Annotated in this window: 17 protein-coding genes; 5 read left to right on the top strand and 12 right to left on the bottom strand. The window is 74.3% G+C overall.

Going from position 1 to position 19,856, the window contains the following annotated elements:
- Window positions 1–30: 30 nt before the first annotated feature.
- From HGA03_RS01070 to rfbF, 11 genes are read right to left on the bottom strand one after another with little or no spacing between them, the layout of a single operon-like run.
- Window positions 31–1,185, bottom strand: coding sequence for a glycosyltransferase family 4 protein (locus HGA03_RS01070; RefSeq protein WP_168628369.1), 1,155 nt, complete (start codon window positions 1,183–1,185; stop codon window positions 31–33).
- Window positions 1,182–2,081 (bottom strand): glycosyltransferase family 2 protein, encoded by a 900-nt coding sequence (locus HGA03_RS01065; protein WP_168628368.1) that lies wholly within the window; start codon window positions 2,079–2,081, stop codon window positions 1,182–1,184. The genes HGA03_RS01070 and HGA03_RS01065 overlap by 4 nt, the downstream gene beginning before the upstream one ends.
- A gap of 26 nt (window positions 2,082–2,107) precedes the next feature.
- Window positions 2,108–5,344: a discoidin domain-containing protein gene (locus tag HGA03_RS01060; RefSeq protein WP_168628367.1), complete on the bottom strand. Its 3,237-nt coding sequence runs from the start codon at window positions 5,342–5,344 to the stop codon at window positions 2,108–2,110.
- Window positions 5,345–5,347: 3 nt separating this feature from the next.
- Window positions 5,348–6,172: an ABC transporter permease gene (locus tag HGA03_RS01055; protein WP_168628366.1), complete on the bottom strand. Its 825-nt coding sequence runs from the start codon at window positions 6,170–6,172 to the stop codon at window positions 5,348–5,350.
- 5 nt (window positions 6,173–6,177) lie between these two features.
- Window positions 6,178–7,395, bottom strand: a complete 1,218-nt coding sequence (locus HGA03_RS01050) for an ABC transporter ATP-binding protein (RefSeq protein WP_168628365.1) — start codon at window positions 7,393–7,395, stop codon at window positions 6,178–6,180.
- Window positions 7,392–8,441, bottom strand: a complete 1,050-nt coding sequence (locus HGA03_RS01045) for a glycosyltransferase family 4 protein (RefSeq protein WP_168628364.1) — start codon at window positions 8,439–8,441, stop codon at window positions 7,392–7,394. The genes HGA03_RS01050 and HGA03_RS01045 overlap by 4 nt, the downstream gene beginning before the upstream one ends.
- Entirely contained in the window at window positions 8,434–9,537 is a 1,104-nt protein-coding gene (locus HGA03_RS01040; protein ID WP_168628363.1) for a glycosyltransferase WbsX family protein, read from the bottom strand. Before HGA03_RS01040 ends, HGA03_RS01045 begins: the two co-directional genes overlap by 8 nt.
- On the bottom strand, window positions 9,534–10,817 hold the full coding sequence (locus HGA03_RS01035) for an NAD(P)H-dependent oxidoreductase (protein ID WP_168628362.1): 1,284 nt from the start codon (window positions 10,815–10,817) through the stop codon (window positions 9,534–9,536). The genes HGA03_RS01040 and HGA03_RS01035 overlap by 4 nt, the downstream gene beginning before the upstream one ends.
- Window positions 10,814–11,353, bottom strand: coding sequence for a dTDP-4-dehydrorhamnose 3,5-epimerase (rfbC, locus tag HGA03_RS01030; RefSeq protein ID WP_168628361.1), 540 nt, complete (start codon window positions 11,351–11,353; stop codon window positions 10,814–10,816). Before rfbC ends, HGA03_RS01035 begins: the two co-directional genes overlap by 4 nt.
- On the bottom strand, window positions 11,350–12,378 hold the full coding sequence (locus tag HGA03_RS01025) for an NAD-dependent epimerase/dehydratase family protein (protein WP_168628360.1): 1,029 nt from the start codon (window positions 12,376–12,378) through the stop codon (window positions 11,350–11,352). Before HGA03_RS01025 ends, rfbC begins: the two co-directional genes overlap by 4 nt.
- A gap of 1 nt (window position 12,379) precedes the next feature.
- Window positions 12,380–13,189 (bottom strand): glucose-1-phosphate cytidylyltransferase, encoded by an 810-nt coding sequence (gene rfbF / locus HGA03_RS01020; RefSeq protein ID WP_168628359.1) that lies wholly within the window; start codon window positions 13,187–13,189, stop codon window positions 12,380–12,382.
- A 384-nt stretch (window positions 13,190–13,573) separates the two neighbouring features.
- Between rfbF and HGA03_RS18390 the strand changes: the two genes are divergently transcribed.
- Entirely contained in the window at window positions 13,574–14,431 is an 858-nt protein-coding gene (locus HGA03_RS18390; RefSeq protein WP_203767165.1) for a polysaccharide deacetylase family protein, read from the top strand.
- Complete coding sequence (locus tag HGA03_RS01010) at window positions 14,428–15,423, top strand: glycosyltransferase family 2 protein (protein WP_168628358.1); 996 nt, start codon at window positions 14,428–14,430, stop codon at window positions 15,421–15,423. The genes HGA03_RS18390 and HGA03_RS01010 overlap by 4 nt, the downstream gene beginning before the upstream one ends.
- Window positions 15,424–15,453: 30 nt before the next feature.
- Here HGA03_RS01010 and lhgO read toward each other — a convergent pair whose 3' ends face one another.
- Complete coding sequence (gene lhgO / locus HGA03_RS01005) at window positions 15,454–16,656, bottom strand: L-2-hydroxyglutarate oxidase (RefSeq protein ID WP_168628357.1); 1,203 nt, start codon at window positions 16,654–16,656, stop codon at window positions 15,454–15,456.
- A 103-nt stretch (window positions 16,657–16,759) separates the two neighbouring features.
- Between lhgO and HGA03_RS01000 the strand changes: the two genes are divergently transcribed.
- The 3 genes from HGA03_RS01000 to HGA03_RS00990 are packed head-to-tail and all read left to right on the top strand — an operon-like array spanning window position 16,760 to window position 19,238.
- Window positions 16,760–17,611 carry a glycosyltransferase family 2 protein gene (locus tag HGA03_RS01000; RefSeq protein WP_203767163.1) on the top strand — a complete coding sequence of 284 codons (852 nt, stop codon included), beginning with the start codon at window positions 16,760–16,762 and terminating at the stop codon, window positions 17,609–17,611.
- A complete protein-coding gene (locus tag HGA03_RS00995) occupies window positions 17,608–18,720 on the top strand; it encodes a glycosyltransferase family protein (RefSeq protein ID WP_168628355.1) in 1,113 nt (370 codons plus the stop codon). The genes HGA03_RS01000 and HGA03_RS00995 overlap by 4 nt, the downstream gene beginning before the upstream one ends.
- Window positions 18,720–19,238 carry an acyltransferase gene (locus HGA03_RS00990; protein WP_168628354.1) on the top strand — a complete coding sequence of 173 codons (519 nt, stop codon included), beginning with the start codon at window positions 18,720–18,722 and terminating at the stop codon, window positions 19,236–19,238. The genes HGA03_RS00995 and HGA03_RS00990 overlap by 1 nt, the downstream gene beginning before the upstream one ends.
- Window positions 19,239–19,856: the final 618 nt, after the last annotated feature.

Here is a 19,856-nt window from a genome sequence, read left to right as displayed (position 1 = left end):
CCCCTCATCCAGGACAAATCGGACAGTCGTTCACCCGACCGGAGCGGGTGAAACCGCCCGGTCGAGCCGGTCCCGGGCGGCGCGCCAGTCACCGGCCTCGGCGCGGGCCCGTCCCTGGCGGCCGACCCGGAGCCGGTGGCCCTCGTCGTCGGCCAGGGCGGCCAGGGCGTCGGCCAGCGCCGCGGGATCGTCCGGCGGGACCGCGATCCCGGCACCGCCCATCGCCTCCGGGATGCCCCCGACCGCCGAGGCGATCACCGGCACCCCGCTGGCCATCCCCTCCAGCACGGTCAGCGCGAACGGCTCGGCCCACCGGGAGGGCACCACCAGCACGTCGGCGGAGCGGAACAGTGCGGCCACCGCGTCCCGGGCGGTGAACGGCACGAGCCGGGCCCGGTCACCGAGGACGGCCGCCGCCCGGGCCAGGTCGCGCTCGTACCCGCCGGGGCCTGCGGCGGCGTCGAAGTTCCGGCTGCCGACCAGGGTCAGGTCCAGATCCGCCCGGCCCAACCGGGTCACCGCGTCCACCAGCACGTCGGCGCCCTTCTCCGGGATCATCCGGCCGACGAACAGCACCCGCAGCCGGTCGCCCCGGCCCGGGTCGTCGCGCGGGTGGAACCGGCCGGTGTCCACCCCGTTCGGCACCACCCGCACCCGGTCGTGCAGCGAGGACGGCAGCCGGTCGGTGGTCTGCTGGGCCAGGGCGGCGCTGACGCAGACCACGGCGGCGGCCCGGTCCAGCACCCGCCCGGCCTCGGTGCGGGTGTAGCTGCGCAGCAACAGGTTGTGCGCGTACAGCACCGCGGTGTGCCGCCGGTCGACCAGCGGCACCGCCTGCGGGGCGTTGTGCACCAGCACCACCCCGTCGTCGATCCGGTCCTGGGTACGCAGCGCGGCCCGGAGCCCGCGGCGCACCCCCGGCCGGGGAAGGCCGATCCGCCCCGCGGCGGCGTCCAGGTAGCGGTCGGCCGGGTGCGACCGGGGCAGGTCGTACTCCACCGGCTCGGCGCTCGGGTACCGATCGGGGTAGGTGCCCCGGGCCACCGCCACCCGGGGGCGCGCGGCGGTGGGCAGCGGACCCAGAGCGGCGCACAGCCCGTCCACCACGGTCGGGATCGCGGAGCCGGTGCGCGGGGAGAAGTGGTCGCCTGGGGTGAGCAGGTGCAACTCCGGGCGGCGGGTCATGACCGGGCCGCCGCGCGCAGGTGCCGGGGCTGCAGGCCGAGCGCCGCCCACACGTCTGCCGCCGGGCCGCGCCACCGGGGCAGCGTCCAGGCGGTGGGCACCGTGGCCAGCGACCGCACCAGCTCCCCGGCCGGCAGACCGGAGCTCGCCACCCCACGCAGCAACTCGACCGTCACCCGGGTGTGCGGGAAGGCGAACCGCACCGAGGCGCCGGGGGCGTGCCAGGCGACCTGGGCCTGGCCCTGCGCGGAGAACTGGGCGGCGTGCCGGCGCTGCCAGAACAGTTGCTCGGGCACCAGCGCGAACGGCCCGCGGCAGGCGAGCTCGGCCAGCAGGACCAGGTCGTTGCCGACCACCGGCCGGATGCCCCGGGTGCTGCGCAGCACCTCGGTCCGGTGCAGGCCGTAGAACAGGTGCGCCGCCTGGGCCCGCAGGAAGTGCGCCATCCGCTGGTGTGCGGTGGGCTCGTCGCAGGCCAGGTCGGTGTCGTTCAGGTCCTCGGTGATCCGGCCCTCGGCGTCGATGATCCGGGTGCGCGGGTAGACCAGCACGGTGGCCGGGTCGGAGTCGGCGAACACCTCCAGGCAGCGCCGGACGAACGCGGGCCGGTGGATGTCGTCGGCCGCCGCCCAGGTGAAGTACGGGGCCCGGGCGAGTTCGACCAGGTGGTTGAAGTTCCACGCCCCGCCCCGGTTCACCTCCTGCCGGTAGTACCGGATCCGCGGGTCCTCGGCGGCGGCGGCCCGGCAGATCTCCTCGGTGCCGTCGGTGGAGGCGTTGTCCGAGATGACGATCTCGATCTCCAGCTCGTCCTGCTCGCGCACCGAGGCCAGGGCGGCGGGCAGGTAGGTCTCGCCGTTGTAGACGGGGATGCCCACGGTGGCGCGAGGGGTCATCGTCGGTGTCCTTCCGGTCGGGCGGTTCATGAGGCGGACAGCCGTTGCAGGGACAACGGCCAGGTCGGTTCGGCGGCGACCGGCTCCCAGGCGGGCAGCAGGCCGCCGTACTGGCCGGAGTAGTTCAGGTCGGGGATCCGCACGCCGCGGGAGGTGGTGGCGGGCACCCGGATCCGGATCGCGGTGGCGGTCACCGGCTCGAAGTCGACCGCGGTGGTGCGGTCGCCGAACGCCCCGGTCACCGCACCCACCTCCCGCCACTGCTCGTCGGTGCCGAGCACCTCGACCGTGTAGGACCGGACCCCGGCGGTGCAGCACCGGATCCCGGCCGAGGTGACGGTGACCCGGCTCAGCTCGGTGGGCCGGTCCAGGTCGACCCGGACCCAGGGTTCGACGTCCGGGCCATCGGCCGTGCGGGCCCCGGCCTGCCACGGGTCGGCCTCGGCACCGGCCGCCGTGACCAGCACCGCCGGGTCGCCGCCCGAGGAGGCGGTGACCGTGCCCCCGGCCAGCAGGTTCGTGCCGGGCAGCAGCGGTCGCTCGGCGGTCACCGACAGGGCGGCGTCGGCGGTCAGGTACTGCGGCGCACCGGTCACCGGGAACGACACCCCGGACTGGTCGGTGGTCAGGGTGCGGGTCCCGCCGTACAGGTCGGTGACCGTGACCGTGGTGGGGTGGTCGGCGGTGAGGGTGAGGGTGGTGCTCGCGTCCGCGGTCCACACCGCCAGGGCGGGCTGGTCCCGGCGCGGGTCCGGCCCGGGCTGCCGGGCGGTGGGGGCCGCGCCGGTCGCCGCCGGGAAGGCCAGTGCCGTGACCGCCCCGTCGCCGGTGTCCACCACCGTGGGGCTGCCCCGCCCGGCCAGCACGGTGTCGACGGTGGCCATCGCCAGCGCCCCGGGCTTCACGAAGCTGCCGACCTGGATCAGCGACCAGGAGAACCCGCCCTCGCCCCAGCCGCCCTCGCTGAAGAAGTAGGTCCACTCCGTCACGCCCAGGGTGGTCATCAACAGCCGGGTCCGGGCGACGTCCTGTGCCTGTTGCCAGTGGTTCGCCGGGCCGTCCGACCACCAGCCGGACTCGGTGTCCCAGATCTCGGTCCGGGCGCAGGCCGGCTCGGCGTCCAGGGCCGCGCGCAGCTCGGTGACCTGCCCGATCGGCCCGTCCGCGCCCTCCTCCTGCCAGGACCGGTTGAAGCCGGTGTAGGGGTGGATGCCGATCACGTCCAGCTGCGCGCAGCCGCCGGCCTCGATCAGCTGCCGGTACCAGTCGACCACCACGTTCAGCGCGTTGCCGCCGATCACCCGGCCGTCCGGGTCGGCGGCGCGCACCCCGGCGGCGAACGGCGTCAGCACCTGCTGCACGTAGTCGCCGCCGTCGCCGAAGCCGGTGTTGTTCGGCTCGTTCCACGGCGCCCACAGGTGCAGCTCCGGGGCGGCCCGGCGCAGCTCCTGCACGATCACCCGGACCCAGTCGCCCCAGGTCCCGGCGGCCACCGCCGCGTGTTCCGCCTCCCCGCCCTGCCCGACCTGGACGTAGAGCTGCACCCCGGTGCGCGCGGCCAGGGCGGCCGCGGCGGACAGCCCGGCGGTGGGGTCGTCCTCCTCCGCGCCGGGCAGCGCGCCCAGGTCCAGGCCGGTCGCGCTCGCGGGGGCCGCCGGGTCGGGGACCAGGGCGCCGACGTCGAGCTGCACCCGGTGGCTGCCGATCCCGAGCTCGGCGGCCAGCTGCACTCCGCGCAGCGGCCCCGCACCGCCCCAGTCGGCACCGTCGGCCAGCCCGGCCGGGTCCAGGGTCGCCCCGGGCGCGCCGATCGTGTAGCGCAGGCAGGTGGCGGTGCGGACGGTGCCGGTGCCGGCCTCGACCAGCTCGGCGTGTACCTCGTACGGGCCCGGGGCGGCGGCGGGCAGGTCCAGCGGGACCGAGCCGCCGCCGGGCGGCAGGTCCAGGGTGCCCTCGGTCGGCGTGACCGGCTGGGTCGGGTCGCCGGTCACCCGGTAGCGCAGCAGGTAGTCGCCGGAGAGTCGCCCCCAGGCCGGGTCGACGTCGAAGGTCACCACCGGGTCCTGGCCGGCCGGGACGTAGTCGTCGGTCGCGGTGCTGCTCAGTCCCAGGCCGAAGCCCAGGGTGTCCATCGTCGCGGCGTGGTTCAGGTCCCAGGTGACCGGCGCGTCCAGCAGCAGGTCGAGCTGGTCGGTGGTCACCCGGTTCAGGCTCAGGCCGTCCTCGGTGGGGGAGACGAACAGGGTGCCGGAGCCGTCGCGGACCATCGGGGTCAGATCGGCGAAGGTGAAAGCCGAGCCCTGCCCCTGCCCGGACAGCGCGATCCGGCGCCACACCCCGTCCGGTCCGACCTCCAGCAGCCGCCAGGTCGGCCCGGCCAGCAGCAGCCCGCCGTCCGGCGCGGTGACCACCCCGGTCGGGTGATCCAGGGCGGCGGCGCGGCCGTTGGTGGATCCGGTGGTCAGCGGTCCGGTGATCGCCAGTCCGGGGGTGCCGTCCGCGGCGTACCGGGTCAGGGTGATCGAGCTGGACTGCTCGTCGGCGTCGCTCATCACCACCAGCCCGCCGTCGTCCAGCGGGAAGAACCGGGGATACCAGCCGACCTCGATCCGCGGGCCGTCCGGGTCGACCTCGCCGTCCGGCCGTAGCAGGGCCAGCTCGGGCGACCCGGTGAAGGCGACTGCCGCCCAGGCGTCGGTGCCCGCGGACCAGCCGATCACCGCGGCCACCTCGCCCCGGTCCAGGCCGGACAGGTCCCACTCGGTGGCCGGTTCCGCGGCGTCCAGCGGCCACCCGCCGACGGTGCCGGGGCCGGTGGCGGCCAGCACGGTGCCGTCGGCGTTCAGGGCGAAGCTGCCGGCGTCCCCCACCCGTGCCGGGTCGAGCGGATCGCCGTCCTCGGTCCAGCGGGACACCACGCCCTCGCTCAGCGCGGCCAGGTAGGCCCCCGCCGCCGCCAGCGCGCTCGGCACCTGATCGTCCAGCTCGGCCACCACCGTGTCGACCTGCGCCACCGGGGCATCGGCCGCCAGCGCGGCGTAGCGGTCCGGGTCGGCCACGCCGCACACCGCGGCCCCGAACTCCCCGGCGGACTCCGGCTCCGCCGCCGCGGCCCCCTCGCCCGGACCGCCCAGCCCCCGCCAGGCCACCACGCCGGTGCCGACCAGCAGCACGGCGACCAGCGCGACCGACCCGGCGACCGCACCCCAGCGGGTCGGTCGCCGCGTCGGCCGGACCGGGTGCACGGCCGGGTCGTCCGCCATCGCTCAGATCACATCCGCGAAGCCGCGTTCCATCTTCGAGAACACCAGCGCCCCGGCGACGAACACCCCGACCGACACCGCCACCGCCGCGACCAGCTGCCAGGCGGCGGGCTGGGCCAGGCCGAGCAGCGACCAGCGGAAGCCCTCCAGGATCCAGGTCAGCGGGTTGAGGTCGAACAGCCAGCGGATGTTGTCCCCGACCGCGCTGAGCGAGTAGGCCAGCGGCGAGGCGTACAGCAGGGTCTGCATCGCGAACGGCACCACGTAGGCCACGTCCCGGAACTGCACCATCAGCGCCGAACACAGCAGCCCGATCCCGGAGCCGAGCAGGATCACCAGCAGGATCCAGCCCGGCAGCGCCAGCACCGCCCAGCCCGGGTTGATCCCGTAGGCGATCAGCAGCACCACCATCAGCGCCGCCGCCACCAGGAAGTCGACCAGCACGCTGAGCACCGCGGACAGCGGCACCAGCATCCTGGGGAAGAACACCTTGGACACCAGCGCCTGGTTGTTCACCAGCGAGGGCGCGGCCCGGGTGACGATGCCGTTGAACAGCGTCCAGGCCAGCATCCCGGCGAAGGAGAACACGAAGTACGGCACGCCGTCGCTGGACAGGTCGGCGATCTGCCCGAACACGATCGAGAAGATGCCCGCGCTGAGCAGCGGTTGCAGCACCACCCAGATCACGCCGAGCGCGGTCTGCCGGTAGCGCAGCTTGAGGTCGCGGATGCCGAACCGGGTGAAGACCTCCCGGGCCTCCCACAGTTCGCGCCAGCCGGGCAGCGGGAGCCGGCCGGGGGGTGTGATGACGATCGTGCGAGCGGCCACCGCCCTCACCGCCTCTCGTAGTCGAAGTCGGCGAGCACCAGGCCGGCGTCCAGCCCCTCGTCGGAGACTGCCTGCGGGTAGGGCAGCACCGGGTGGATCTCGAACCGGCCCGCGCCCTCGAACGAGTCCAGGACCCCGGAGCTGCACACGAACAGGTCCACCGAGTACTCCCCGGGCTTGAGCCAGGGCTCCTTGATGGTGAGCGCGATCTTCTGCTCGGTGCCCGGGTCCAGCCACAGCCCGGTGACCCGGGAGTCGCACTGCAGGATCGTCGCCCCGTCCCGGTCGTTGATGTGCGCGGAGACGAAGTACTTGCCCACGTAGTCCTGGTTGGAGGACACGGTGAACTCGATCGTCTTGGGTTCGACGGTGCGGTAGAGCGGGGAGGAGATTTCCACCGAGGTGATCCGCAGTTCCCCGGTGCCCGGCCGGCGGTCGATGTCGGTCTGGCTGAGCGCGGCCCGGTCCCGGCTGGTCTGGTAGAGCTCGATCGCCTCGTCCACCGGGCCGTGGTGCATCAGCTTGCCGTGCTCCAGGTAGAGCGCCGTGCTGCACAGCGCCTTGACGGTCTGGATCTGGTGCGAGACGTAGAGCACCGTCCGGCCCTCGGCGGCCACCGCCCGCATCCGCTCGATGCACTTGGCCTGGAACTCGGCGTCGCCGACCGCCAGCACCTCGTCGATGGCCAGGATCTCGGTGTCCAGGTGCGCGGCCACCGCGAACGCCAGCCGGACGTACATCCCGGAGGAGTAGCGCTTGACCGGGGTGTCCAGGAACTTCTCCACCCCGGAGAACGCCACGATCTCGTCGAAGCGGCGCTGGATCTCCGACTTGCGCATCCCGAGCAGGGTGCCGTTGAGGTAGACGTTCTCCCGGCCGGTCAGCTCCGGGTGGAAGCCGGTGCCGACCTCCAGCAGCGATCCGACCCGGCCGCCCAGCTCGATCCGGCCGCGGGTGGGCGCCGCGACCCGGGTGAGCAGTTTGAGCAGGGTGGACTTCCCGGCGCCGTTGCGGCCCAGGATGCCGACCGCGGACCCCCACGGGATGTCGAAGTCCAGGCCGTCCAGCGCCCGGAACTCCTCGTACTGGGTGCGGGTGAGCGGGTGCCGGACCCGGCGCAGCACCGCCTCCGCGGCGGTGGCGGGCTGATCGTCGTGGGTGGCGATCCGGTAGTGCTTGCTCACCCCCGTGGCGCGGATGGCGGGTGCGGTGATGGCCGTCATGAGGCGTTCTCCAGGGCGTCGGCGTAGAGCCGTTCGTAGGCGTCGGCGACCGCGGTCAGCGCGAACTCACGGGACCGGTCCAGGCCGGCGGTGGTCAGGCGGGCGCGGCGGTCGGGGTCGGTCAGGACGGCGGTCAGGGCGGCACCCAGATCGGGCAGCTCGGCCAGCACCGCGGCCCGGCCGTCGTCGGACACATAGCGGGCACCGACATTGGGGGTGGCCACCACCGGCAATCCGGAGGCCATCGCCTCGGCGTACGGGATGCCGAAGCCCTCGTAGCTGGACGGCAGGCAGAACACCCAGGCCCGGCGGTAGGCGTCGGCGAGCTCGTCGTCGGACAGCCGGCCGAGCACCCGGATGCCGTCGCCGTCGGCGCCCGCGGGCACGTCCCGGCTGACCATCCACAGCTCGGCCCCCGGCACTGCCGGGCGGACCCGCTCCCGGAACGCGGCGGCCAGGTCGGCCCCGCGCTTGCGGCCGTGCCAGGTGCCGACGAACAGGATCACCGGGTGGTCGGCGCGCGCTCCGCCGGGCTCGAACCGCCCGGTGTCCACCCCGTTCGGCACCACGGCGTGCGACCGGGGCACCCAGCGCCGGGTCTGCGGCGAGACCACCACCACCCGGTCCGCCACCAGGGCGGCCAGCACCTCGGACACCCCGAGCAGCCCCATCCGCACCCGCTCCTTGGCGCCGCGGATGTGCCGGGCCTCCTCGAAGCAGCTGCCGTGCACGGTGCGCAGGTGGGCGGTGGCCCGGCGCCGCCACAGCCAGTAGTCGTCGCCGTGCGCGTGCAGCACGTCGTAGGAGCTGAAGTCCTGGTGCCGCAGCGCGGTGGCGAACCGGAACGTGCGCAGGCTGCCGGACATCGCGATGTGCCGGTGACCGTAGGGTGCGCCCGGCACCGGCGGGCAGTCGGAGAACACGTCCACCGTGTGCCCGCGCCGGGCCAGCTCGGAGGCCAGCTCGTGCACCTGGAAGCCGACCCCGATCTTCGACCCGGACGGCAGGTAGTAGCTGATCATCGCGATCCGGAGCCGGTCAGCCACGGCTCACCTCCAGCTCCGGGAGGCCGACCGCCAGGCCGGAGCGCAGCGCGGACAGCCAGGCGTGCCCGTGCACCTGATCCGGCTCCAGGTAGTTGCCCTCGGCCCACTCGTTCCAGGACTTCACCCACAGCAGCCGCTCGGTGGGCGGCCGGTGCGCGAGGGTCGCGGCCGCCTGCTCCACGTGCCGGGCGAACACCTCCGGCGTCGATCCGGTCACCGCCAGCCCGCGCCGCCCGGACCGCGGGGTGTTGTCCCAGTTCGGGTACACCACCGGTTGCAGGCGCTCGCTGATCCCGGTCGGCAGTCCGGCGAAGTCCGGCGCGTGCGGGTACACCTCCGGGCGGCGCAGCAGCTTGCGGCCGGCCCGCATCCGCAGCACGTCCAGCCGGGTGCGCCGGGCCGGGATCCGCATGTACGCCCCGGCATCGAACCCGGCGGCGTCCACGTCCACGAACCGCGGCCCGGCGCCCAGCAGGTCGGAGACCTCGGCCACCAGGTACAGCCCGGGCAGCCCGGCCCCGCGCGCCATCGCCTGCCAGCGGTCCACGAAGGCCGCCGGGTCCGGCAGTTCCTCCGGGCGGAAGACGTAGAACACCGGCCGGTCGTCGACCCGCAGGTAGCGCTCGTCCCGGAACGCGGGCAGCACCGCGTCGAAGTGCGCCAGGTCGTCCTCCGGGCCGGGGTAGGTCTGCTCCAGCAGCACCCGGTCGGCGGCGCCGTGCCAGATGCCGGACCAGGTCTGGTTCGCCCAGGCCAGCGCGAAGCCCATCGCGGGTTCCCGGCTGGTCAGCACCTCGGTGAACGGCCGCTCCAGGATCCGCCGGCCGCGGCCGAACCAGTAGTGCCAGTACACGAAGGCCTCGATGCCGTACTCCCGGGCCAGCTCACCCTGGGCCCGCCGGGTCTCCGGCACCCGGAGGTCGTAGAACCCCAGGTCGGCCGGCAGGTGCGGCTGGTCGTGCCCCCGGAACAGCGGCCGGGCCTTGACCGTGTTGGTCCACTCGGTGAAGCCCGGGCCCCACCACTGGTCGTTCTCCGGCACCGGGTGGAACTGGGGCAGGTAGAACGCGAGCGCCCGGGCCGACAGCGCGGTCATGTCAACGCCGCCTGGTCCGCGCGCAGCTCGTCCACCAGCCGCCCGGCGGGCAGTTCGACGTCGTCGTAGGTCAGGGTGGCGTCCCGTGGCACGTCCCGCCGCAGCCGGCAGCCCTCGGCCACCCCCACCGGCAACAGCCGCTCGGTCCGGGTGACGTCCGCACGCTCGGCCTGGCCGTAGTAGTGGTACCCGCCCAGCGCGTCCAGCACGGTGCCGGCGGTCAGGTCGGTCTTGGCGGTGGTGACCACCTCGACCCGCGGTGCGCCCAGCGGCCGGATGGTGGCGTCCCCGAGCAGCGCGGCCCGGGCGATGGTGGTCGGCACCTCGAAGTGGCACAGGTGGTACGGCTGGTAGAACGAGTAGAGCGGCCCGGTGCCGAGCTTGTACAGCTCCAGGTAGTGCCGCTGCTTCGGGTCGTCGTGCGCCGCCAGGATGAACACCCCGGGCCCGGGCTTGGCGCCGACCACGTAGTCCACCGCGCCGCCCAGTTCACGCAGCTCGTCCAGGTCGTAGCGGCCGGTCAGCTCGTCCACGTGCCCGTCGTGGTCGCGGCCGAGCATCCCGCGCCGATGCACCGTCATCCCGGTGGCGTTGGCGACCAGCGCCTGCTCCACCGACACCTTGGTCCCGTCGGCGAAGGAGGTCACCATGTGCGGGTCCTGCCCCCAGCGCTCGGCGAACGCCCGCTGGGTGGTGGGGGTGCGGTACTCGTCCTGCAGGCCCTTGATGTTCCCGGCGACCAGCGGGGTCAGCCCCAGGCCGGTGACGAACCGGTGCAGGTTCAGCTGCACTCCGGGCTGGTCGCCGTCGCAGCCGGTGTAGACCACCCCGGCCTTGTCCGCCAGCCGCGCCAGCTCGGGCCCGACGGTGGCGTCCACCTCGGCATTCATCAGCACCAGGTGCTTGCCGTACTCGAAGCAGTCCAGCGCCACCCGGGCGCCGTACTCCACCGCCCCGGTCACGTCGACCACCACGTCCACCGCATCGGCGGCCACCGCCACCCGGTGATCGGGGGTGACCGCCGGGACGCCTTCCGCGGCGGCCCGGTCCAGCGCGGCCGGCGACTCCACGTGCCGGACCCCGGACAGCCCCGCCTCGGTGAATGCCCGCACCCCCTGCTCCGGGCGGCGGGCCACGATCGCGGTCACCACCATCCCGGGAGTGGAGTTCACGATCTGGTTCACCAGCCCGCGGCCCATGAACCCGGCACCGACCAGCGCCACCCGGACCGGACGCCCGGCGGTCTGCCGCTCGTGCAGGGCGGTGTCGACGACGATCACCGGCCCGCCCCCTGCAGCAGCGGGGCCTGGGCGTCCTTGGCCGAGATCACCGACACCGGCAGCGGCCAGGCGATGCCGAACAGCGGGTCGTCCCAGCGGAACGACTGCTCACCCTCCGGCGCGTACGGCCCGCTGACCTGGTAGGACACCTCGGTGTCGTCCACCAGCGTCTGGTACCCGTGCGCCACGTAGGGCGGGATGAACAGTGCCCGGTGGTTGGCCGCGGTCAGCTCCACCAGCACGTGCGCGCCGAAGGTCGGCGACCCGGGCCGGACATCGACCGCCACGTCCACGATCGCGCCGCGGGTGCAGCGGACCAGCTTGCCCTCCGCGTACGGCGGGACCTGGCGGTGCAGCCCGCGCAGGGTGCCCGCTCGGTGGTTGAAGGACAGATTGCCCTGGGCGACCGCGGTGTCCAGGCCGTGCGCGGCGAACTCGGTCACGTCGAAGGTCCGGGCGAAGAAGCCCCGGTCGTCCTCGCGCAGGTCCAGGTCGACCACGGTCACGCCGGCCACGGCGGTGGGGGTGTACTTCACGGGTTCACCGTCCAGAACAGGTCGGGGTCGAGCTGCCCGGTCTTCAACAGGTGCTCGATCTGGGCCAGCCGGGTGTGCCCCCGGCCGGTGAAGGTGGCCTCGTCCAGCTGGATCCGGGTGAACACCTCGTGCAGCTGGGCGGCACCGGCGGCGGCGTCCCAGTCGGTGTCGAAGCCCGGCAGCACCCGGCGGATCTTGGCGAAGGAGACCCGGTAGGACCGGTTGTCCGCGCTGGGCTCGCCGAAGCTGACCTCGCAGCCCGGGAACTCGGCGCCCACCGTCTCGGCGATCTGCCGCACGGTGTAGTTGTTCGCATCCGACCCGACGTTGAGCACTTGGGCGTGCACCGACTCCCGGGGCGCGGCCAGCACCGCGCGGATCGCCTTGGCGATGTCCAGCCCGTGCACCAGCGGGCGCCAGGGCGTGCCGTCGGAGGTCATCGCGATCCGGTGCCGGGTCCAGGCCAGTCCGGCCAGGTTGTTCAGCACGATGTCGAACCGCTGCCGGGGCGAGGCGCCGAAGGCGGTGGCATTGCGCAGGAACGTGGGGGAGAAGTCGTCGTCGGCCAGTGCCGTCACGTCCCGTTCGACCAGCGCCTTGCACCGGGCGTACGCGGTCTGCGGGTCGACCGGGCTGGACTCGTCCACCGTGCCGTCGGCCACCCCGTACACCGAGCAGGAGGACATGTACACGAATCGCCGCACCCCGGCCGCCTTCGCCGCCGACGCCAGGGCGACCGAGCCCTCGTGGTTGATCCGGTAGGTCACCTCGCCCAGCAGGTCGCCGATCGGGTCGTTGCTCAGCTCCGCCATGTGCACCACCGCGTCGTAGCCGCGCAGGTCCTCGGCGGTGACGTGCCGGATGTCCTTGACGACGGTCCGCGGCAGCACCGGCAGGCCGTGGTACAGCCAGCCCTCGGCGTAGTAGCCGGTGTCCAGGCCGGTGACGTCGTGGCCCTCGGCGATCAGGGTGGGGGCGAGCAGGCAGCCGAGGTAACCCCCGGTGCCGGTGACCAGGATGCGCACGTCAGTCCTCCCAGATCTTCCACGGCGCCCGGCCCGCGTCCCACAGGCCGTTCAGCTCCGTCCAGTCCCGGAAGGTGTCCATCCCCATCCAGAAGCCCTCGTGCTCGAAGACCGACAGCTGCCGGTCCCGGGCCAGCTGTTGCAGCGGGACGCTCTCCAGCATCACCGCCGGATCGTCCTCCAGGTACTTGTCCACGAACTCCCGCTCGAAGACGAAGAACCCGCCGTTCACCCAGCCGTCGGCCAGGGTCGGCTTCTCGTTGAACTCCAGCACCGTGTCCCCGTCCACCCGCATCTCGCCGTAGCGGCTGGACGGGTGCACGCCGGTCAGGGTGCCGAGCAGTCCGTGCCGCTCGTGATGGGCCAGCACCCCGGTGATGTCCACGTTCCCGATCCCGTCGCCGTAGGTCAGCGCGAACCGGTCCGCGTCCAGGTGGTCGGCCACCCGGCGGATCCGGGCGGCGGTGGCCGTGGTCAGCCCGGTCTCGACGAAGGTGATCTCCCAGTCCTCGGTGCCCGAGGTCTGGTGGAACACCGGCTGCTCGTCCCCGCCCAGGTGCAGCGTGAAGTCGCTGGTCAGGTGGCGGTAGTCCAGGAAGTACTGCTTGATCAGGTCGCTCTTGTACCCGAGCGCCAGCACGAACCGGCGGAACCCGTGCTCGCCGTAGGTCTTCATGATGTGCCAGAGGATCGGGCGGCCGCCGATGTCGACCAGCGGCTTGGGCAGCTTCTCGGAGGCCTCGCGCAGCCGGGTGCCCATCCCGCCGCACAGGATCACCACGGGGATGTCGGCCGGGGCGATGCTGCTCATGGCTCCTCCAGAGTCCGGGCGGGGGGGTGTCGGCGGCGCCGAGCGGGTGTCGAGCGGGTGTCGAGCGGTACGCCAGGAGGCTAGCTCGGGCATTTCCTCCCAAACAGGTTCCAACGGGTGAAAACGGACAATCGGCACGGATCGGGCGGGGCGTGCTGCGGTGGAGGTGCTGGTCAGCGGGGTGTGGCGGGCAGGGGTGCGGTGCTGGGCGATGTCCGGGGTTGGGCCGACCGGGGGAGCGGGCTGGGTCGCGTGGCGCGAGGGCGAGGGTCGCGCGACGAGGGGCCCGCCGCGCTACCGTTCGGGTGAAAACCGCCCAAATGGGACAAGTCGCATCGGGGTTCGGGCCACACTGTGGCCGCAGCGCGCACACCGGGAGGGGCGATGGTCGACAGCGAGCGAGTCACCGGCGCCGGCCCCGCGCCCGCCCGCACGGCCACCCGGGGTGGGGCGGGATCGCCTCCGGGATCAGGCGGCCGGGCGCGGGTGGTCCTGCGCCGGGACCTGGGCGACTTCGGCTCCCCGGCGGCCCGCCCGCTGCCGGTCCGGCGTGGACTCGCGCCGTTGGCCCCGCTCGCGCCGACGTTCTGCGCCGACACCGCCGCGCCCGAGTTCGCGCTGACCTATGACGACGGACCCGACCCCGCGCACACGCCCGGGCTGCTCGATCTGCTCGCCGAGCGCGGGGTCCGGGCCACGTTCTTCGTGCTGGCCGAGGTCGCGCAGGCGCATCCGGAGCTGGTGCACCGGATCGTCGCGGAGGGTCACGAGCTCGCACTGCACGGCCGGGACCACGGCCGGCTGACCCGGATGCCCGCGCGGGCGGCCGTGGCCGAGATCGCCGCCGCCCGGGACCTGGTGCAGCGGGTGGCCGGGGTTCCGGTGCGGCTGTTCCGGCCGCCGTACGGGGCGCACACCCCGGCGATGCTGTGGGGCTGGCGACGCCTGGGCCTGGACGTCGTGATCTGGTCCGGGTGGGCGGCGGACTGGCAGGACGACCCGGCGGAACTGATCGCCGAACGCGCCCGGGCGGCAGTCCATCCCGGCGGCATCCTGCTGCTGCACGACACCCGCGCCGACCCCGGCACCCTCGGCCCCGGCGAGCGGATGCCGGCCTTCGACCGCGCCGAGGCGACCGCCCTGCTGCTGGACCGGCTCCCCGGCTGGCAGCCCCGGCCGGTCGGTGACCTGCTCGCCCGGCACCGCCGGGTGCGCGCGGTGATCCGGGAGCTGTGGACATGACCGACCTGAGCGTGGTGATCGCCGCCTTCGACGCCGCCGGGACGCTCGGCGCCCAGCTCGCGGCGCTGTCGCGGCAGCGGGTGGACGCCGACTGGGAGGTGCTGGTCGCCGACAACGGATCGACCGACGGCACCCGCGCGCTCGCCGAGTCCTGGGCGGACCGGCTGCCGGGGCTGCGGGTGATCGACGCCTCCGCCCACCGGGGTGCCGGGGCGGCGCGCAATGTCGGGGTGGCCGCCGCGACCGGCCGGGACGTGCTGTTCTGCGACGCGGACGACGTGGTCGCCGACGACTGGCTGGCCGCGATGCACCGGGCGCTCGGGCACCAGGCGTTCGTGGCCGGGCGGTTCGCCGGCGATCAGCTCAACAGTCCCCGGGTGCTGCGCAGTCGCACGCTGCCGCAGCAGGACGGCCTGCAGTACTCGGCCCACCTGCCCGGGCTGCCGCACGCCGGGGCCGGGAACCTGGGGGTGCGCCGCGCGCTGTTCCGCGCCGTCGGCGGCTTCGACCCGGGCGCGCTGTTCCTGGAGGACACCGACCTGTGCTGGCGGCTCCAGCTCGCCGGGGTCGCGCTGGGCTGGGCGCCGGAGGCGGTGGTGCAGGTCCGGCTGCGCGGCACGCTGCGCTCGGCGCTGAGCCAGGGCTACCACTACGGCTCCGGCGAGCGCTGGCTGGCCCGCCGCTACCGGGACCAGGTCAGGGCCGCCGCGGCCGTGGCACCCGGACCCGCCACGGTGCCGGCGCCGGATGCGGCCACCGAACCGGCCCCGTCGTCCGTCACCCCAGTCATCCCGCCGCACGAGCCCTCGCACCGGCTGCTGCACCGCGCGCTCGCGACCCTGCGGTCCCTGGCCGGCGTGCGGTCCCTCGGTGAACTCGGCGCCTGGTGCTGGGACCTCGGCTGGGGGATCGGCTACGCCTACGCCCCGGTGAGCGACCCCGCGCCGGTGCGGATCACCCCGCTGGCCGGTCCGCGCACCGCCGCGGCCTGACCCGCGGACGCGGGCCCGCCGTCGGGGTCCTCAGCCCCGCACCCCTGCCGGCAGCACCCGGTCCAGCTCCCCGACCAGGTGCGCCCCGATCTCCAGCGCCGCGGTCGCCGCCGGTGAGGGCGCGTTGAGCACGTGCACCTGTCGCGGCGCGGTCTGCACCAGGAAGTCGTCGACCAGCCCACCGTCCCGGCGGACCGCCTGGGCGCGGACCCCGGCCGGTGCGGGCACCAGGTCGTCGGCGGTGATCCCGGGCACCAGCCGGGCCAGGCTCCGGGCGAAGGCGGCGGGCGACAGCGAGCGCAGCACCTCGGCCGCGCCGGGCCGCCAGTTGCGGGCGCCCATCCGCCAGAGCCCGGGCCAGCTCAGCGCGTCGGCCAGGTCCCGGCGCGACAGCGTGGCCCAGTCGTAGCCCTCCCGGGCCAGGGCGAGCACCGCGTTCGGCCCGGCGTGCACGTGACCGTCGATCCCGCGGGTGAGGTGCACGCCGAGGAACGGGAACCGGGGGTCGGGCACCGGGTACACCAGACCGCGCACCAGGTCGGCGGCGGCCGGGCTCAGCGCGTAGTACTCGCCGCGGAACGGCACGATCCGGGCCTGCGGGGTCAGCCCGGCGGCGCGGGCCAGCCGATCGGCGTGCAGCCCGCCGCAGACCACCAGCCCGTCGGCCTCCCGGTCGGCCCGGGAGGTGCGGACCTGCACCCGGTCGCCGGCGGTGCGGGCGGCGACCAGCTCCTCGCCGAGCAGGATCTCCCCGCCCGCCGCGGTGACCTGGCCGGCGAGCACCCGGCACACCCCGGGGTAGTCGACGATGCCGGTGCTCTCCACCCGCAGCGCGGCGAGGGCCCGGACCTGCGGCTCGCACGCCCGCGCACCCGCCGGGTCCAGCAGGCGGGCCGGGACACCGTTGGCCTCCGCCCGGGCGGCGAGCCGGTGCAGGCCGGGCAGCTCGGACTCGTCGGTGGCGACGACCAGCTTGCCGCAGACCTCGACCGGCACCCCGTGCTCGGCGGCGAACCGGGCCATCGACCGTGCCCCGGCGGTCGCCATCCGCGCCTTGAGGCTGCCCTCGGGGTAATACAGCCCGGAGTGGATCACCCCGGAGTTGCGTCCGGTCTGGTGCCGGGCCAGGTCGTCCTCCTTCTCCAGCACGGTGACCCGGTCACCCCGGGCCGCCAGCCGGGCGGCGGTGGCCAGTCCGACGATTCCGCCGCCGACGACGATGACGTGGCTCATGGCGGCAGGCTAGCCGTCCGAATTGCACCCGATGTCGGGAATTGACCCAATTCACCCTTCGGGCGGTCACTCCCCGCGGGGAACCGAACGTACGCTCGCCGGCATGACCAGCCGCAGCAGCGTGAGTGCCGTCGTGTACTCCCGGGACGAGGCCGAGCTGCTGCGCGCCTGCCTGCCCCTGCTGACCGGCTTCGACGAGGTCCTGGTCTGCGACATGGGCTCCACCGACGACACGGTGGCGGTCGCCGCCGAGCACGGCGCCCGGGTGCTGCCGGTGCCGGACGCCCCGGTGGTCGAGCAGGTCCGGCAGCGCGGCCTGGACGCCGCGACCGGTGACTGGGTGCTGTTCGTGGACGCCGACGAGCACCTGCCCGAGGGCTTCCGGGCGACCCTGCACCCGCTGATCGACGACCCGGAGCTGGCAGGAGTGCGGCTGCGCTACGACAACTCCGCCTTCGGCCGGATGCTGCGGCACAGCCTGCAGGGCAGCGCCAAGTACGCCCTGCTGCGCCGCGGCCGGGCCCGGTACGCCGAACCCGCCCTGGCGCACGTCCCGCCGGTGTTCGACGGGCCGGTGGCCGACGCCCCGGAGTCGGTGCCGCCGATCGCCCACCTCAACTTCCGCGGCATCGCCCAGACCCAGGAGAAGGTGCTGCGCTACGCCGCCAACCACCCCGACCGGCTGGCCCGGATCGACGACCCGGTGGCCCTGCTGCGCGAACTCGCCCGGACCACGGTGTTCTCCGGCGCCTGGCGGGACGGCCGGGCCGGGTTCGCGGTGGCCGCGCTGCACACCTTCGGCCAGCTGTCCGGATCGCTGATCGCCGCCGAACGGGACGGCAGCCTGCACACCGACCTCCCGCCCCGCCGGACCCGGGTGCTCGCCGCCGCCGAGTTCGCCCAGCACGCCCTGGTGTCCACCCGGGACGCCCTGCGACGCCGGCCCGCGCGATGAGCACCCGGCCGGCACCGACCCGCCTGCTGCACCTGACCCGGATGCCGCCCAGCCCGAGCGGGGTGGCCGCCTATGCCGCGGTGTTCCGGCACGCGCTGGCCGAGATCGCCCCCACCACGACCGTGGAACTGCCGCCCGATCCCGCCGCCTCGCAGTCCTTCCCGCTCGCCCGGCGACTGGTCCGCCGCCTGCGCCGCCCGCTCGCCGACCCCGGCACCGTGCTGGTGGTGGAGCAGGCCGGCCGCGGGCTGGCCGAGTTCTGGGCCGCCTGGTGGCTGACCCGGCGCGGGGCCCGGGTATGGCTGATGGTGCACGACGTGCCCGCACTGTCCGGCGGGGCGTTCTTCAGCCGGACGCTGGACCGCCGCGGTGGTCGGCGGCTGGCCGCACTGCTGTCCGGCACCCTGGGCCGCCGCGCCGAGCGGGATCTACTGCAACGGGTCGAACGGGTGTGCTGCCTGTCGCCCGCCGGTGCCGAGGCGCTGACCGCCGCCCACCGGCTCACCCGCCCGGTCGAACCGGTGCCGCATGTCGCCGTACCGCCACCGCTGGTGCCCGCCGCGGTCGCCGCCCGCCGCGCGATCCTGGTGCCCGGGTACGTCGCCGCCGCCGAGGACGTGCTGCCGCTGCTGCCGGTGCTGGCCGCGCTGCCCACCGACTGGCGGCTGCTGGTCGGCGCCTGTCCGGACGACGCGGGTGCAGTGCTGGCCCGGGCCGCCGCCGGTCTCGGCGTCGCCGACCGGGTCGAACTGCTGGGCTTCACCGACGAGGCGGGGGTCCGGGCCGCATTCGCCCGGGCGGCGGTGGTGGTGCGCTGGCGGCACTCCGGCTGGTCCGGCGCCGCGGGTCGCTATGCGGTCAGCGGTCCACTGATCGCCGCCTTCGCCAACGCCGGTGCGGTCCTGACCAACGACGACCGCGGCGCCGCCCACCTGTTGCCCCGGGCCGGCGCCACCCTGGTCCGGGACGCCGATGACCTGGGGCCCGCCCTGGCCGCACTGGTCGCCGACGACGCCGAACGCCTGCGCCGCGCCCGCGCCGGACGGGCACTGGTGGAGTCCGAGCACACCCCGGCCGCGGTGGCGGCCCTGCTGCGTGGAGGTGCCTGATGGGCAGTCGATCCGAACTGCTGTTCAACCGGGTGCTGACCGACATCCCGAGCAACCGGCTCCGGATCGCCGCCCTGCGCCGGATGGGTGCCGACCTGGGCGAGCACGTGTACCTGTTCGGCGGGTCCGAGGTGCTGGAGCCGGGCAACCTGCGGATCGCGGGGCGGTGCCACATCGGCCGGTTCTGCCAGATCGACGCCCGGGGCGGGATCGACATCGGCCTGGACGTGGTGATCGCCTCGCACACCCTGCTGATCACCGCCGACCACGACCACCGCGATCCCGGCTTCCCCGGCCGGCTGGGACCGATCGTGATCGGCGACCGGGCTTGGCTGGCCAGCCGGAGCACCGTGGTTCGCGGCGTGACGATCGGTGAGGGCGCGGTGGTTGCCGCCGGGGCGGTGGTGACGTCGGACGTGCCGCCGTGGACCGTCGTGGGCGGCGTCCCGGCCCGCCCGATCGGCGAGCGACCGCGCGAGCAGCACTACCGGATCGACTACGGGCCGGAGCGGTACTGACAGACTCCGGGGATGGCCCCCGGACCCACCGTGCGCCCCGCGAACGTCGGAAGATGGGCACTCGGTTTTGGACCAACTGCTGCGTAGCGCGATGCCGACCGCCCGCCCGGACTTGCCACCGCTCTGACCCGTGACCGTCACCTCTTGGAGCGCTGCTACTAGGGCGGGAAGGCAGTAGCCAGACGCTGCTGGACAGCCTTTCTCGCGGCAAGCCCATCGAAGAGTCTAGGCCCGTCAATACCAGGGCGGGTGACCGTCTTCCTCGCCCTGGTGCTGCGCAGATCTCAACTCTTTGGAGCTTCAGCATGTCGACCTCGTGCAGGTCGATGTGGCCGCCTCGGCCATGCGCTTTCGTGCACGCGCAGCGGGCTTCGGGTTCGGCTCAGCAGGCCCCAAGGCGACCCCAAGTCGTCCGCACCGTTCAGATCGACCGGAAGGTCGACAGCACGGGTATTCATCGCTTCTCGCGTGACATCGCCGCCGGGCGGGCCGAGAGCAGTCCTCGACGGTTGCGCCACGCTCCGGCTGTCGACTCGCTGGGACCCGCCCCCCACGGCTCGGATCTGGCCTGGCAACGTGTTGCGCCACCGACCCGCAAGTCATAAGCCCGGCCGGTGT

Source organism: Cellulomonas denverensis (assembly GCF_012396125.1).
In the GTDB taxonomy this organism is placed as follows: domain Bacteria; phylum Actinomycetota; class Actinomycetes; order Actinomycetales; family Cellulomonadaceae; genus Cellulomonas; species Cellulomonas denverensis.
Note: the sequence above shows the minus strand (reverse complement) of the source record. Positions and strands in the feature narration are given on the sequence as shown.